The sequence below is a fragment of the Catenibacterium sp. co_0103 genome (genome assembly GCF_004168205.1).
GTDB classification, from domain to species: Bacteria; Bacillota_I; Bacilli_A; order Erysipelotrichales; family Coprobacillaceae; genus Catenibacterium; species Catenibacterium mitsuoka_A.
The window spans coordinates 13,725-28,500 of record NZ_RCYB01000026.1 but is presented as its reverse complement, the minus strand read 5'-3'; the positions used below and the strand labels follow the sequence as shown (position 1 = coordinate 28,500).

Here is a 14,776-nt window from a genome sequence, read left to right as displayed (position 1 = left end):
TAGTTTTGGTGGATTTGAGTTTGGTTATATATTTGTGTCCGCGCAACGAAGGCGCGGGGAAATGGAGGAAATCATGAGAAGATTAATGAAATGTAAAGCATTGATCATCAAGATGCCTGATTCTGTTCCTAGTGGTATTGCTAGAAGCTTTAATAGTATGATTCCAGTTATTATTACTATGTTTATTTTTGGTATTGTAAGATTTATTACAAATGCAGTAGGTACACCTTTAAATGACTTGATCTTTAACTTTATTCAGACTCCACTTACTGCAATTATCACTTCTCCAGTTGGTATTGTAGTGATTTATTTCTTATATATGCTTTTATGGGGATTTGGTATTCATACAGGTTATATTATTTCACAGCCTATCCTAGAACCTATTTTCTTAATTAACTTAACACAGAATGCTGCTGCAATTACTGCAGGTCATGCTGCAACTCATATTCTTACAAAACCATTTACTGATTCTTTAATGTTCATGGGTGGCGCAGGAAATATGCTTGCATTAGTTCTTGCTATTTTAATTGTTTCTAAACGTAAAGACTATAAACAAATCGCAAAGCTTGGATTTATTCCATCACTATTCAATATTTCTGAACCAATCATGTTTGGTTTACCAGTAGTAATGAACCCAGTATTAATTATTCCTATGATTCTTGTAACACTTGTCAGCTTAGGTATTGGTACACTTGCGACTGTCACTGGATTTATGGGTTATACATATGTTATGACACCTTGGACTACACCTCCTCTAATGGGTGGTTTCCTTGCAACAGGTGGTAAGATTGGCGGTTTAATCACAGCTGCTATTTGTTTAGTTATTTCTGTTTTGATTTATATGCCATTTGTTAAGGCAATGGATAAAGAATTAGAAAAGGAAGAAGAAAAATAATTTATGAAAGTAATCGTGTTTGACTTAGATGGCACATTACTTGATACAAAGAATGAAATCATTGGAGGAGAGAAGACCCTTTCTCTCCTTAATGATTATCAAGAATCAGGCTATAGACTTGCTATATGCACTGGTCGATTAGATCATGATATTGTAGCCATCAATAGAAAGTATCATCTAGGTATTACTGAGAGAATATCTCAAAATGGTGCTGTGATTTATCAAGGAAATCAATTAAATGCTGCTTTGTTAGATAAACGAGATGCCATGGGAATTTATGATTTACTAAAGGAGTATAATGTAAGAGTAGAGATGAATACAGTATCTAATCGTTATTGGATGAGTCCAAGGGATCCGGATTTTCCAAAAGAATTTTACGATTCATCAATTATTAAAGAGGATTTTAAAGATATTATACCCTATCAACCTGTTGTACTTTATCTTGTTGTAGGGGAAGAGGATTACTTAAAAGAAATCCAAACAGTTATAAAGAAGAAATTTACACAGGTAGATGCGATTCTTACAAGTAAGACATCATTAGAAATTGTTCCATTACATATATCTAAGGGAGAAGCTATTCGCACCATGTATCCAGAGGATGAAGTCTATGCAATTGGTGATAGTGAAAGTGATCTTGCAATGTTGGAATATGCACATCGATTCTATTATGTAAAAGAAGAAGTAGAAGGTGCTATTTGCGTAGAAAGTATTTTAGAAGCTTTAGAAAAGATAAAGGAGGAGTAGTATGCGTATCTTATTATTACCACTTGATGAAAGACCATGTAATTATATTTATCCTCAGATGATTGTGTCTTCTAACCATTCAGTTCATCTTACAATGCCTCCATTGGATATCCTGCCAAAAAAGAAGATTCCTGCTTCATTTAATAAGATTAGACAGTATTTATTAAAAGAAGCAGTCACTCAGGATGCTTTAGTTATTTCACTAGATATGCTTCTTTATGGAGGATTACTTTCTTCAAGACTGCATCATCTTACAGAGGATATTCTAGAAGAACATCTAGATGTTCTTCAGGAATTAAAGACACTTAATCCTCATCTTAAAATATATGCATTTCAATGTATTATGCGTTGTCCTCAATATAATTCGAGTGAGGAGGAGCCAGATTATTATGAAGATTATGGTTATGCACTTTTTAAAAAGAAGTATTTAGAGGATAAAGAAGAACGAGAAACATTAACGAGTGAAGAAGAAATTGAAAAGAATAGTCTTCATATACCTGAAGAAGTAATCAGAGACTATGAAGACAGACGACTTATAAACTGTAGAATGAATTCAAAAACACTTGAATTCTTAGAAAACAATGTTATTGATTTTCTTGTCATTCCACAGGATGATTCTTCACCTTTTGGTTATACCGCAAAAGATCAGAAGATCATTCTTAAAGAAATTAAAGAAAAGTGTTTAGAATTCAAGGTAATGGTTTATCCAGGTGCTGATGAAGTTGGTATGTCCCTTATGACGAGAGCTTATAATGATTACTATCAGGTTCATCCTAAGATCTATCCATTTTATGCTTCTATACTTGGTCCACAGATTGTACCTCTTTATGAGGATAGACCTATGTTTGAAAGTTTAAAATCACATATCCTTGTAACAGGGGCAAGACTTGTAATGGATGATTCTAACGCAAATATAGTTCTGGCAGTGAATTGCCCAGGAAAAATTATGCAGGAATCATTTGATAAGAAAAAGGATGTCTCTTATTCAAGCTATCGACAGTTAATGAGCTTTGTGGAGAGAATTAAGGAATATGTTGAAGAAGGTAGAAGTGTAGGTGTGATTGATAGTGCTTATGCGAATGGTGGAGATTATGAATTGATTCGATATCTTGATCATTATAATCTTCTAGAAGAATTAAAGGGTTATGCAGGATGGAATACGAACTGCAATACAACAGGGACTGTTCTTTCTGAAATACAGGTAGGAGAGATTCATGCACCCAATACTGTATATCATTTGATAGAGGATGTTTTCTATCAAGCTAAGGTAAGACAAAAGGTGATTGAGGAAGATTTACCTGAACTCGGACTTTCTTATTATGATTTTAAAGATAAAGAGGATTTAGTAGAAAAAAGAATTGGTGAGGCATTATTAAAAGAGTATTCTACTTTAAATATTTCTCATAAGTATCCAATTAATTCTATAGAGGTTATTATGCCTTGGCATCGTATGTTTGAGATAGGAGCAAAATTCAAATGAGAGAACAGATGATTTATAATCCTGGCATTTACCAATTAAGAGAAGATGCTCTTAAAAGAATGTTAGATATTATTTATAACCAAAAGACAGCACAGCCTGGACAAACAGTATTTTTTGGAGATTCTATTATAGAGTTTTATGATATGAATCAATATTTCCCAGAAAAAACTATTTATAATTGTGGTATTGCAGGGGCTACAACAGATGAATTGTTATGGATTGTAGATGAAGCAGTTATTAAATATAAACCTGCTCAGGTTTTATTACATGTAGGGACAAATGATCTTGGTAACACAGTGACACATTCACCCCGTCAGATTGCCTCAAATATTCAGATGTTAGTAAGTATAATACAGAAGAACTTACCTAATTGTCGTATTACTATTCTTTCACCATTACCTTGTGATGAAGATATTCAAGGATATCCTCATGCGCGTGGTATACGTTCAAATGCATTTCTAAAAGATATTTATGAACATTTTGTGGAGTATCTAGGTGATAGTGTTAATTACATTAATGCATTTGATTCATTTGTAAACAAAAAAGAATTATTACTTGAAGATGGCCTTCATCCCAATGAGAAGGGCTATCAGCTCCTTACGCATATCATCAATGATTCTATGATTTTGTGATAGAATAGTTTTGGGTGATAATATGGATAATTATTTAAAAAGTACAAAAACGATGATTGAAGAGAAATATGATAGTTTTACACAAGTAGAAAAAGTGATTGCGGACTATTTTCTTCATGGAACAATAGAAGATTTTTCTAGTAAGGCTGTTGCTTCCACAATATATGTTTCAGAAGCATCTTTATCTCGATTCTCAAAGAAATTAGGTTTTAGTGGCTATAGAGAGTTTGTTTTTTCTTTTAATGCGAATATGAAAGAAAATAAGCGTTTAGATCAATTAACATCATTTTCTATACACAAATATCAGGAAGTATTAGAACAGACTTATCAAATAGTGGATAATAATCAGATTATACGTATCGCAAAGCTTCTTGATTCAAAAAAAAGAGTGTTTATTTATGGCATTGGTTCAAGTGGTCTTGTTGCAAAGGAATTTGCATCACGTTTAATACGTTTAGGTCTTGATGCGGAAGCTATTAACTCAGAAAGTGATATTACTGCCAATAGTCCGCGTGTTCAGTCAGAGTCGTTAGTAATAGGAATTTCTATTTCAGGAAGTAATCCAAATGTTATTGCGGGACTTAAACGTGCGCATGAAAAGAATGCGACAACAGTTCTTATGACTTCTATGCAGCGTGCTTATCATGATGATATTATTGATGAAATTGTTAAGGTGGCTCATGTGAAGAATGTGACAGTATCACATATTATTTCTGCTGAGTTTCCTGCTTTAGTCATGACGGATATTATCTATACACATTATCTAAATTATAATAAATCAGATAAATTAGAGTCATTAAAGGAGATATTGAATTCAATAGATTATAAGTTTGAGAAGTAGGTGTTAAAAATGGAATTAGATTACCCATATTCAAATCATATGGTTCTACAAAGAAATAAAGATATAATTCTTTCAGGTACTTCTGAAGAAAAAGAAGTAAGAATGACTTTTTTAAAAAAGGAATATAAAGTGCCTGTCAACGATGGGAGATGGCAGATATCATTTAAAATAGAACAACCTGGTGGACCTTATCGTATGATTCTTACAGATGATAGAGATATGCTTGTATTGAATGATATTCTTGTAGGTGATGTTTATCTTGCAGCAGGACAATCTAATATGGAATTAGAGATGAGAGAGTCAAAGGAAAAGAAACTTCCTTTATATCGTTCTAATGTTCGTATCATGACAGTCCCAAAGTATATCTATCCTTTTGAGGCCGATAATCAAAGATGGAAAGAACTTAATGAAGAAACAGTGTCATCCTTTTCTGCAGTGGCTTCATTTTTTAGTTATTATCTTGATGAAGATATACCAATCGGTATTATTTCTAATAATAAAGGTGGTACAAGTGCTTCATGCTGGATTGAAGAAGAAGTTCTTAAAAAGAACAATGTACTTAAAGAGAATGTATATGATCCGTATTATGATGATTTACCATCATTAGATATACAAAAAGAAGAAACCGAAAAGTATTACAATGTATTTAATAACTATCAAAAAGAGTTAAAGGAATGTATTAATACACATCCTGATATGACTCTTTCCCAAATTAAGAATATTGTAGGACATACTCCATGGCCTCCTCCAAAAGGTTATTATGATTATCGAAGACCAGGTAGTCTTTATGAACATATGTTTAAATGTACTCTTGATTATCCTGTCAAAGCAGTGTTATGGTATCAGGGGGAGGAAGATAGTCCACAGTATATGTATTACAGTGAGCTACTTAAGACATTGATACAAAGCTGGCGTCGTGCTTATCACGAAGATTTTCCATTTTTTATTATTCAATTACCTGAATATAAAAATAGTCACTTTGATGAAATAAGACGTGTGCAAAGAGACGTTGTACGTTCTATAAAAGATACATATCTTGTTACGGCGCTTAAAACAGGTGATCCAGATTATATTCATCCAGCAAGTAAAGAGGAAGTAGGAAAACGTCTGGCTTATAGTGTGGCTCATTATCTTTATGAAAAGAATACACCAGTTACACCTATATTAGATGAAGAGACTTTGACATATGATCAGGATATGAAAGAAAATGATGTTCATTTAATTGTAGATGGACATGCCTGTATAGGGCATATTAAAAATAGAAAGCTTATTATACCAGTTCAGAATTATCATATGTTAGCTTATGCGAATGATGATAATCCTAAAGTAGAAATAGAAAGTGTAGAAGGTATTCCAGCTTCTCCATTTAGAATTAAGAGATAACACCCCTAAGGGTGTTTTTTTTTACAGTAAATAGGCAAATGATTTATCAATAACTATATATAAAACTTCACTAAAATACTTTTTTTTATAAATAAAATGTGGTAGTATATTAAAAACTGAGGTGATTATTTATGAAAAACACAATTTTTGTCAACAATTTACACCATCACCATCGTGGTTCTAGTTAGGGTTATATCAATTAGATACAGCTCGTTTTGACATACAACTCAAAAAAACGGACACGAAACAATGACATAATGGAACAGGTCATTGACCTGTTCCTTTTTATATATAAGGGGGACATAACTTTGGAAGAATTTAAATATCTGATTCCTGAAGAAAGTAATGATGCAACTAGAATGGACGCTTCTTTAATGCGTACGATTGAAGAACATTTAAGAAGAACATTCAATGCACATGAATACCAGGAGTTATTATTACCTACATTTGAATATGCAGACTTGTTAAGTGGTTTTGGGACAAATGAAGAAACAATGTTTCAGTTCATTAACCATGAAGGAAAGCGTATCACTTTAAGAACTGACTTTACTGTACCTATTGCACGTATTTATAGTAACGCTCATACAGATGAAGTAAGACGTTATAGTTATTTTGGTAAGGTATATCGTACCCAGGCACGACATAAAGGTAGAAGTTCTGAATTGTTCCAGGGTGGTATTGAGTTGTTTGGTCTTCCAGGACGTGAGGGAGATCAGGAATGCTTATCACTAATTGAAGAAACAATGCAGGATATCGGTTTAAGTGATTTAAAACTAGAACTTGGTTCTGCAAAGTTCTATAAGCGTTTAATGACTCTTGTAATGGATCGTTCTCTTACTGATATCTTAAAGAAAAAGAAAAGTTCTGATATGAAACATTTAGTAGAAGCACATGATTTTGACGAAGATTTAAATAAACTCTTATTAATTCTTCCTAGTGCTTTTGGGGATATTAAGTGTTTAAGAGAAGTGAAAGAGATTGTGAAGGATGAAGAACTTCTAGAGGCTATTGAAGAGATGGAATTATTGTATGAGTTCTCTAAGCATAAAGAGAATATTATCTTTGATTTATGTATGGTACCTGAGAGAAGTTATTATACAGGTATTATGATGAAGGGATTCTCTTATTATAGTGCCCATCCAATTCTCCAGGGAGGACGTTATGACCATTTGTTTGATCATTTCTATAAGAACGTACCTTCTATTGGATTCTCATATCATTTAAATAATGTATTGGATGCAATAGGAAAGGAGAATGAAGCCAATGATTAAGATTGCGATTACTAAAGGAAGAATAGAAAAGCAGGTATGTAAGTTATTACAACAGCAGGGCTTTGATATGGATCCTATTTTTAATAAAAATCGAGAGTTATTAATAGAGACAAAAGATGGTATTTCAATGATCTTTGCGAAAGCAAATGATGTATTGACTTTCCTGGAACACGGTATTGTGGATGTTGGATTTGTTGGTAAGGATACTTTGGATGAATCTGATTTTGATGATTATTATGAGTTATTAGATTTAGAGATTGGTAAATGTTATTTTGCGTTAGCGGCTTATCCAGAATACCGCACAAAGACATTTAATCGTCGTAAACGTATTACTTCTAAATATACAAAGACCGCAAAAGAATATTTCGCATCTAAACAGGAGGATGTAGAAATTATTAAACTAGAAGGTTCTGTAGAGTTAGGACCCGTTGTTGGTTTATCTGATGCGATTGTAGATATTGTAGAAACAGGATCTACACTTAAGGCCAATGGCCTTGAAGTGATTGAAAAGATTTCAGATATTTCTACAAGAATGGTTGTGAATAAAGTGGCTTTAAAATATAAGAAGGATGAAATATTCAAACTAGTGGATGCACTAAAGAAGGGGGATTATTAAAGTGTTAAAAGAATTAATTTATAAAGGAAACTATGAAGAACTAGAAAATAAACTTCATACAAGAAAAACTGAAATATCTGAAGAAGTCAATAAAGCAGTCAGTGAGATCATTAATAATGTACGTGAAAATGGGGATGATGCATTAAAGGAATACTGTGCTAAGTTTGATGGTTTCCATGTATCTAGAAAGGATGATTTCATCGTTTCTAAACAGGAAATCATGGATGCTATTACTAATGTAGGACCTGAATTCATGAAGATTCTAGAACGCACAAAGGATCAGATCACTGAATATCATAAGAACCAGATTGAAAAATCATGGACTATGTATAAGGATAATGGCGTTATCATGGGACAATTAGTGCGTCCTATCGCCACAGTGGCTTTATATGTACCAGGTGGAACTGCTACTTATCCTTCTACTGTTATGATGAATGCCGTACCTGCAAAACTTGCAGGTGTAGAAGATCTTTATATTATTACACCAGTAAAGAAGGATGGTAAGGTTTCTGATGTTATTTTAGCTGCTGCTTATGTAGCTGGTATTACTAAGATTTATAAATGTGGTGGAGCACAGGGTGTTGCCGCTGCTGCTTATGGAACTGATACAATTACGAAGGCAGATAAGATTGTGGGTCCAGGTAATATCTTTGTCGCAACTGCCAAGAAGTTATGTTATGGAGTCGTTGATATTGATATGATTGCTGGACCTAGTGAAATTCTTATTGTCGCTGATGAGAACGCAAATCCTAAATATATCGCAGCTGACTTAATGAGTCAGGCTGAACATGATAAGCTTGCCAGTGCGATTCTTATTACAACTTCAAAAGAATTAGTAAAGAATGTAGATAAAGAATTAGTTAGACAGGTAGAAGATTTACCTCGTAAAGATATCATCAAGTCTTCGTTAGATAACTATGGTGGTGCTGTTATTGTAGATAGTATCAAGGAAGGTATTAACTTATCTAATAAGATTGCACCTGAACATTTAGAAGTATTAGTAGATAACCCATTAGAACAATTACCAAATATCAAGAACGCTGGTTCTATCTTCTTAGGTGAGTATACACCAGAACCATTAGGTGACTATATGAGTGGTACAAACCATGTATTACCAACAGGTGGTACTGCTAAGTTCTATAGTGCTTTAGGTGTTTATGATTTCATAAAGCATTCTGCTTTCAGCTATTATCCACAGGCAGTACTTGGTACATTCAAAGATGATATTATGAAGTTTGCACATCTAGAAGGTTTAGATGCACATGCTAATAGTATCAAGGTACGTTTTGAGGATTAAATTATGCGACAGGCAGAAATAGAAAGACAGACAAAAGAGACATATGTATATGTTTCTTTAAATGTTGATGGTAAAGGAGAAGCAGATGTGGATACAGGTGTAGGGTTCATGGACCATATGCTTGAGCTTCTTGCTTTCCATGGTAATTTTGATTTAAAGGTGAGATGTAAGGGTGATCTACAGGTTGATTCTCATCATACTGTAGAAGACTTAGGGATTGTCTTAGGACAGTGCTTCAATAAGGCTTTAGGTGATAAGCGTGGTATTACTCGTTATGGTCATTTTACTATCCCTATGGATGAAGCACTTGTAACGACTGACTTAGATTTCAGTGGACGTCCTTATTTAGTTTTTAATGTAGAACTAGATAATATTCATCTAGGTAACTATGAAGTAGAAATGACAGAAGAATTCTTCCGTGCATTTGCCTATAACTGTTTCATGACTTTACATATTAATGAACATTATGGTAAGAATACACATCATATTATAGAGGCAATATTTAAATCTATGGCACGTGCCATCAAGGAGGCTGTCACAATTGATGAAGCCCATATTGGGCAGGTAGTATCAAGTAAAGGGGTGTTATAAAATGATTGCGATTATTGATTATCATGTAGGAAATCTAGGATCAGTTACAAATGCCTGTAAAAGACAGGGGATGGATGTAGTTGTCACAAATGATCCTGAAGTTATTCGTCAGGCGGATGGCATTATTCTTCCAGGTGTTGGTGCATTTCCTGCAGCTATGAGTAATTTAGAAGCATGTCATCTTGTACCTGTATTGAATGAAGTGAAGGACAAGGGAACACCAATACTTGGTATTTGTATTGGGATGCAGCTTTTATTTGAAGAAGGCAGTGAGAATGGACATACAAAAGGATTAGGATTCTTAAAAGGTTCTGTCGATAAGATGGAAGTCGATGCAAAACTTCCACATATGGGATGGAACCAGTTAGTTATTAAACAGTCTCATCCTTTATTAAAGTATGTAGAAGAAGGCGATTATGTCTACTTTGTACATTCATATAGTGCTCATTGTCCAGAAGATGAGATTGGGGCTTATGTGAATTATGGTGGTAAGAAGATTACTGCTTTTGTATATAAAGATAATGTCATGGGTACGCAGTTCCACCCTGAAAAGAGTGGAGAGATTGGTAAGAAGATCTTACGTGCCTTTAAGGAGTTGGTCTCATGTTAGTTATTCCAGCCATTGATTTAAAAGATGGAGAAGCAGTCCGTCTTTATAAGGGCGATTACAATAAGAAAGTTGTTTATTCATCACATCCTGAAGAATTAGCAGCAGGATTTGAGAAGATGGGTGCAAAGTATCTTCATGTAGTAGATCTAGATGGTGCAAAAGATGCCCATGCAACCAATAAAGAAACAATTAAAAGAATACGTGCTTCTATTTCTATTCCAATGGAATTAGGAGGAGGTATTCGTGATATGGATACAGTCTCTATGTATTTAGAGGAGATTGGGGTAGATCGTGTTATTCTTGGTACAGCTGCTATTAAGAATCCTGCTTTTCTTGATGAAGCATTAAAGAAGTATGGACCAGAAAGAATAGTCGTAGGAGTAGATGTAAGAGATAGAAAGGTCAGTATTGCTGGCTGGCTTGAAACAAGTGATGTAGATTATTTGACATTTATTCATCAACTAGAAGACAGAGGTGTGAAATATATAGTATGTACGGACATCTCTAAGGATGGTACTCTCACAGGACCTTCTTTCCCTCTTTATGAAGAAATACACGCTAATTCTAAGATTAACTTTGTCGTCTCTGGTGGTGTAAAAGATGATGAAGATGTCTATGAAGTAAATAAACGTGATTATTATGCTTGTATTGTAGGTAAGGCATACTATGAAGGGCGTATTAATCTAAAGGAGGTCATTGAAAATGCTGGCTAAAAGAATTATTCCCTGTCTAGATATTAAAGATGGGAAGGTTGTAAAAGGTGTTAATTTCGTTGGCCTGAAGGATGTTGGTGACCCCATTGAACTAGCAAAAGAATATGACCGTCAAAGTGCAGATGAAGTTGTCTTTCTAGACATTACTGCCACTTATGAAAATAGAGACATCATCAAGGACCTCATCCAAAGAGGGGCTGATGAACTTTCTATTCCACTATGTGTGGGTGGCGGTATTCGTACTGTCGAAGACTTTCGTATGATTCTTGCGGCAGGTGCAGATAAGGTATCTGTTAACTCAGCTGCTGTCAAGAATCCGAATATTATTAAGGAAGCTAGTGATGAGTTTGGTGTTCAATGTGTTGTTGTGGCAGTAGATGCGAAAGCACGTGATGATCATTCTGGATGGGATGTCTATGTCGCAGGCGGACGTACAAATACTGGACTAGATTTAATAGAATGGGTTAAGAAATGTGAATCTCTTGGTGCTGGTGAAATACTTCTTACAAGTATGGATGCGGATGGAACAAGAGATGGATTTGATATCGATATGTTGAAAGCAGTAGTGGCAGCAGTCAATATTCCAGTAATCGCAAGTGGTGGCTGTGGTGGTAAAGAAGATATCGTAGATGTCTTTAAAGAAACATATTGCGATGCTGCATTAGCTGCAAGTTTATTCCACTTTGGTGAAGCGACAGTGGATGAAGTTAAGGAATCCTGTGCACAGGCAGGTATTCCAGTAAGGAGAAATAGTTAATGAAACCGGATTTTGAGAAAATGAATGGTCTTGTACCTGCCATTGTACAGGATGTTAAGACTAAACAAGTATTAATGCTTGCTTATGTAAATGAAGAAGCCTATGAAAAGATGTTAGAAACAGGAGATACTTGGTTCTATTCACGTTCTAGAAATAAGCTATGGCATAAAGGTGAAGAATCAGGACATTTCCAGCATATTAAGGGTCTATATTTAGATTGTGATTTAGATACAATCGTTATTTATGTAGAACAAGTCGGAGCTGCTTGTCATACAGGTTCTTATTCTTGTTTCTTTAATGAAGTAATTCCTTATGACAATAGTGATTTTGCGCATGAACTTTATGATCTTATTGAAGATAGAAAAGTACATCCAGTAGAAAAGTCTTATACAAACTACTTATTAAATGAAGGTATTGATAAGATCTGTAAGAAGGTTGGAGAAGAAGCCACTGAAACAGTTATTGCAGCTAAGAATACATCTAAAGAAGATTTGATTGGTGAAATCGGTGATTTATATTATCATGTATTAGTCTTAATGAATGCTTATGGCTTAACTGTAGATGATGTTTTAGATAAATTAAAGGAAAGACATAAGGTGACAGGCAACAAAAAAGTATTCCATACAAGAGGAGAGATTTAATTCTCTCTTTTTTTTTGTTATAATCTTGTAAGAGAGGTGTTTGTATGAAATTAGAAAAGTTATTAAATGGTTTTGAATATGAAATCATTGGGAATAAAGATGTAGATATTACAACATTAGTTTATGATTCACGTAAAGTAGAAGAAGGCAGCTTATTTGTCTGTATGGTTGGTGCTGCTTTTAATGCACATGATTTTATTGATCAGGTGATTGAAAAGGGTGCTCATGCGATTGTGATTTCTCAGGATGTCCCTTTAAAAGAAGGTATGACTTATATTAAGGTGAAGGATACACGTATTGCGTTGGCTTTATTATCTTGTGCTTATTTTAATTATCCTAGTAAAGAATTAAAGGTTGTTGGTATTACAGGAACAAAGGGTAAGACGAGTTCTTCATTAATGATCAAGTCTATTCTAGAACATGCAGGTAAGAAGGTTGGTATTATTGGGACAAATGGTACTTTTATTGGAGATATTCATGAACCTACAGCCAATACAACACCAGAATCTTATGAATTACAGCGTATCATGAGAAAGATGGTAGAACATGATTGTGAATATTGTGTCATGGAAGTATCAAGTCAGGCTTTAAAGATGAACCGTGTGGCTGGTATTGAATTTGATTATGGTGTCTTTACAAATATTTCACCTGACCATATTGGCCCTAATGAACATAAGGATTTTGCGGAATATATGGCATGTAAGAAACATTTATTTGATTTCTGTAAGGTTGGTTTATTTAATAAGGATGATGAACATTTTGAAGAGTTCACAAAGGATGTTCCTTGCAAGGTATTAACATACAGCATTGAAAAAGACAGTGATTTAAAAGCGGAACATATTGAACTTTATAATGAGAATGGTGAATTAGGTATTACCTTTGATACAAAGGGATTAATTAATGCTTCTTTTAAAGCTTCTATGCCAGGTAAGTTTAATGCTTATAATGCATTAGTCGCAATTATGATCTGTTATTTAATTGATGTCCCTACAAAGAATATACAAAATACATTACCACAGGTTCATGTATTAGGTAGAGGACAGGTTATGCATGTCTCACCTGATTATAGTGTATTAATCGATTATGCTCATAATGGTGTCTCTTTTGAAAGTATTATTTCTACTGTAGAACAATATAATCCTAATAAGTTAATTGTAGTTTATGGCAGTGGAGGAAAACGTTCTAAAACAAGACGATATGAATCGGGTGAAGTAGTCGCAAAGCATGGTGGTTATTCTATCTTGACTGCAGATAACCCAAGAGGAGAAAAGATTGTAGATATCTGCAAGGACATCGTAGTGGGTATTGATAAGTATCATGGTGAATATACGATTATTCCTGATCGTAAAGAAGCCATCTATCATGCATTAGATATGGCTTGTAAGGGTGATGTTGTCTTATTACTTGGTAAAGGTCATGAAACTTATATGATTGGTGAAGATGAAGTGACACGTCATTTCTCTGAAACAGAAGTATTAGAGGAATATAAGAAGGAGCGTGGACTTAATGCGTAAGATTGATTATCATATGCATACGCATTTTAGTGGTGATAGTGAAGCAAGTCCTCGTGAACATATTGAACAGGCAATTAGCGTGGGATTAGATGAAATATGTTTTACTGATCACCGTGATTTTGATTATCCTATTGATACATTTGATCTAGATACAGATGCTTATTTTATGGAACTGAGTGCCTTGAAGAATGAATATGTAGATCGTATTACTATTAAGATTGGTGTAGAAGTTGGATTAGACATGGATCATATTGATGAAATCAACACTTTTGTAGCACAATGTCCTTTTGATTATGTTATTGGTTCTATTCATGTCATTCATCATACAGAATTCTATTATGGAGAATTCTTCAAGGGTAAAACAAAAGAAGAAGCACATAGAGAATTCTTTGAAGAAACATTAAAATGTGTACAGACATTTGACTGTTTCAACTGTTTAGGTCATTTAGACTATATTATGCGGTATGGTCCTTATGAAGATAAACGTGTAGAACATGAGTTATATCAGGATATTATTGATGAAATCTTAAAGACACTTATTCAAAAGGGTAAGGGTATTGAAGTTAATACATCAGGATATGCATTAAATAAGACATGTGGTTTTCCTAATTTTGATATTGTGAAGCGTTATAAAGAACTAGGTGGTACAATAATTACAGTGGGTACTGATTCTCATACAAGCGATCGTGTAGGGGAACATGTAGAAGATGTTTTAAAACATTATCAGGAAATTGGATTTGACGATGTAACTACATTCACAAAAAGAGTGAAAGATAATTAAGTCTATGTTA

The 14,776-nt window shown here is 34.0% G+C and carries 16 protein-coding genes; all 16 read left to right on the top strand.

The genetic code is table 11. The features are described from left to right. Nucleotides 1-895 (top strand): PTS transporter subunit EIIC (locus EAI80_RS06145; protein WP_129981349.1); only part of this gene is annotated, 895 nt, incomplete at its 5' end. A 3-nt stretch (nt 896-898) separates the two neighbouring features. Then, nucleotides 899-1,639 carry an HAD-IIB family hydrolase gene (locus tag EAI80_RS06140; RefSeq protein ID WP_129981348.1) on the top strand — a complete coding sequence of 247 codons (741 nt, stop codon included), beginning with the start codon at nt 899-901 and terminating at the stop codon, nt 1,637-1,639. Nucleotide 1,640: 1 nt separating this feature from the next. After that, nucleotides 1,641-3,119: a DUF4127 family protein gene (locus EAI80_RS06135; RefSeq protein ID WP_129981347.1), complete on the top strand. Its 1,479-nt coding sequence runs from the start codon at nt 1,641-1,643 to the stop codon at nt 3,117-3,119. Then, the gene (locus EAI80_RS06130; RefSeq protein ID WP_129981346.1) at nt 3,116-3,751 is read left to right on the top strand and encodes a GDSL-type esterase/lipase family protein; all 636 of its coding nucleotides are present in this window, start codon (nt 3,116-3,118) and stop codon (nt 3,749-3,751) included. Before EAI80_RS06135 ends, EAI80_RS06130 begins: the two co-directional genes overlap by 4 nt. 22 nt (nt 3,752-3,773) lie before the next feature. Then, nucleotides 3,774-4,592: a MurR/RpiR family transcriptional regulator gene (locus tag EAI80_RS06125; protein ID WP_129981345.1), complete on the top strand. Its 819-nt coding sequence runs from the start codon at nt 3,774-3,776 to the stop codon at nt 4,590-4,592. Nucleotides 4,593-4,601: 9 nt separating this feature from the next. After that, entirely contained in the window at nt 4,602-5,975 is a 1,374-nt protein-coding gene (locus EAI80_RS06120) for a sialate O-acetylesterase (protein ID WP_129981344.1), read from the top strand. A gap of 308 nt (nt 5,976-6,283) precedes the next feature. After that, a complete protein-coding gene (locus tag EAI80_RS06115) occupies nt 6,284-7,246 on the top strand; it encodes an ATP phosphoribosyltransferase regulatory subunit (protein WP_238819732.1) in 963 nt (320 codons plus the stop codon). Continuing rightward, on the top strand, nt 7,239-7,862 hold the full coding sequence (gene hisG, locus EAI80_RS06110; protein ID WP_129981350.1) for an ATP phosphoribosyltransferase: 624 nt from the start codon (nt 7,239-7,241) through the stop codon (nt 7,860-7,862). Before EAI80_RS06115 ends, hisG begins: the two co-directional genes overlap by 8 nt. A 1-nt stretch (nt 7,863) precedes the next feature. Next, nucleotides 7,864-9,159 carry a histidinol dehydrogenase gene (gene hisD / locus EAI80_RS06105; RefSeq protein WP_129981342.1) on the top strand — a complete coding sequence of 432 codons (1,296 nt, stop codon included), beginning with the start codon at nt 7,864-7,866 and terminating at the stop codon, nt 9,157-9,159. A 3-nt stretch (nt 9,160-9,162) separates the two neighbouring features. Next, nucleotides 9,163-9,750, top strand: coding sequence for an imidazoleglycerol-phosphate dehydratase HisB (gene hisB, locus EAI80_RS06100; protein WP_129981341.1), 588 nt, complete (start codon nt 9,163-9,165; stop codon nt 9,748-9,750). 1 nt (nt 9,751) lies between these two features. After that, on the top strand, nt 9,752-10,360 hold the full coding sequence (gene hisH / locus EAI80_RS06095) for an imidazole glycerol phosphate synthase subunit HisH (protein ID WP_129981340.1): 609 nt from the start codon (nt 9,752-9,754) through the stop codon (nt 10,358-10,360). Then, nucleotides 10,354-11,073, top strand: a complete 720-nt coding sequence (hisA, locus tag EAI80_RS06090; RefSeq protein ID WP_129981339.1) for a 1-(5-phosphoribosyl)-5-[(5-phosphoribosylamino)methylideneamino]imidazole-4-carboxamide isomerase — start codon at nt 10,354-10,356, stop codon at nt 11,071-11,073. The genes hisH and hisA overlap by 7 nt, the downstream gene beginning before the upstream one ends. Next, on the top strand, nt 11,063-11,830 hold the full coding sequence (gene hisF / locus EAI80_RS06085) for an imidazole glycerol phosphate synthase subunit HisF (protein ID WP_129981338.1): 768 nt from the start codon (nt 11,063-11,065) through the stop codon (nt 11,828-11,830). Before hisA ends, hisF begins: the two co-directional genes overlap by 11 nt. Then, on the top strand, nt 11,830-12,471 hold the full coding sequence (gene hisIE / locus EAI80_RS06080; RefSeq protein ID WP_022425664.1) for a bifunctional phosphoribosyl-AMP cyclohydrolase/phosphoribosyl-ATP diphosphatase HisIE: 642 nt from the start codon (nt 11,830-11,832) through the stop codon (nt 12,469-12,471). The genes hisF and hisIE overlap by 1 nt, the downstream gene beginning before the upstream one ends. Nucleotides 12,472-12,515: 44 nt before the next feature. Continuing rightward, nucleotides 12,516-13,985 (top strand): UDP-N-acetylmuramoyl-L-alanyl-D-glutamate--2,6-diaminopimelate ligase, encoded by a 1,470-nt coding sequence (locus EAI80_RS06075; RefSeq protein ID WP_129981337.1) that lies wholly within the window; start codon nt 12,516-12,518, stop codon nt 13,983-13,985. Further along, a complete protein-coding gene (locus tag EAI80_RS06070) occupies nt 13,978-14,766 on the top strand; it encodes a histidinol-phosphatase HisJ family protein (RefSeq protein WP_129981336.1) in 789 nt (262 codons plus the stop codon). The genes EAI80_RS06075 and EAI80_RS06070 overlap by 8 nt, the downstream gene beginning before the upstream one ends. Nucleotides 14,767-14,776 lie beyond the last annotated feature (10 nt).

What these genes read in the sequence shown, in the direction of transcription:
- EAI80_RS06140 (WP_129981348.1), top strand. Translation starts at nt 899, where the DNA reads ATGAAAGTAATCGTGTTTGACTTAGATGGCACATTACTTGATACAAAG.
- EAI80_RS06135 (WP_129981347.1), top strand. Translation starts at nt 1,641, where the DNA reads ATGCGTATCTTATTATTACCACTTGATGAAAGACCATGTAATTATATT.
- EAI80_RS06130 (WP_129981346.1), top strand. Translation starts at nt 3,116, where the DNA reads ATGAGAGAACAGATGATTTATAATCCTGGCATTTACCAATTAAGAGAA.
- EAI80_RS06125 (WP_129981345.1), top strand. Translation starts at nt 3,774, where the DNA reads ATGGATAATTATTTAAAAAGTACAAAAACGATGATTGAAGAGAAATAT.
- EAI80_RS06120 (WP_129981344.1), top strand. Translation starts at nt 4,602, where the DNA reads ATGGAATTAGATTACCCATATTCAAATCATATGGTTCTACAAAGAAAT.
- hisG (WP_129981350.1), top strand. Translation starts at nt 7,239, where the DNA reads ATGATTAAGATTGCGATTACTAAAGGAAGAATAGAAAAGCAGGTATGT.
- hisB (WP_129981341.1), top strand. Translation starts at nt 9,163, where the DNA reads ATGCGACAGGCAGAAATAGAAAGACAGACAAAAGAGACATATGTATAT.
- hisH (WP_129981340.1), top strand. Translation starts at nt 9,752, where the DNA reads ATGATTGCGATTATTGATTATCATGTAGGAAATCTAGGATCAGTTACA.
- hisA (WP_129981339.1), top strand. Translation starts at nt 10,354, where the DNA reads ATGTTAGTTATTCCAGCCATTGATTTAAAAGATGGAGAAGCAGTCCGT.
- hisF (WP_129981338.1), top strand. Translation starts at nt 11,063, where the DNA reads ATGCTGGCTAAAAGAATTATTCCCTGTCTAGATATTAAAGATGGGAAG.
- hisIE (WP_022425664.1), top strand. Translation starts at nt 11,830, where the DNA reads ATGAAACCGGATTTTGAGAAAATGAATGGTCTTGTACCTGCCATTGTA.
- EAI80_RS06075 (WP_129981337.1), top strand. Translation starts at nt 12,516, where the DNA reads ATGAAATTAGAAAAGTTATTAAATGGTTTTGAATATGAAATCATTGGG.
- EAI80_RS06070 (WP_129981336.1), top strand. Translation starts at nt 13,978, where the DNA reads ATGCGTAAGATTGATTATCATATGCATACGCATTTTAGTGGTGATAGT.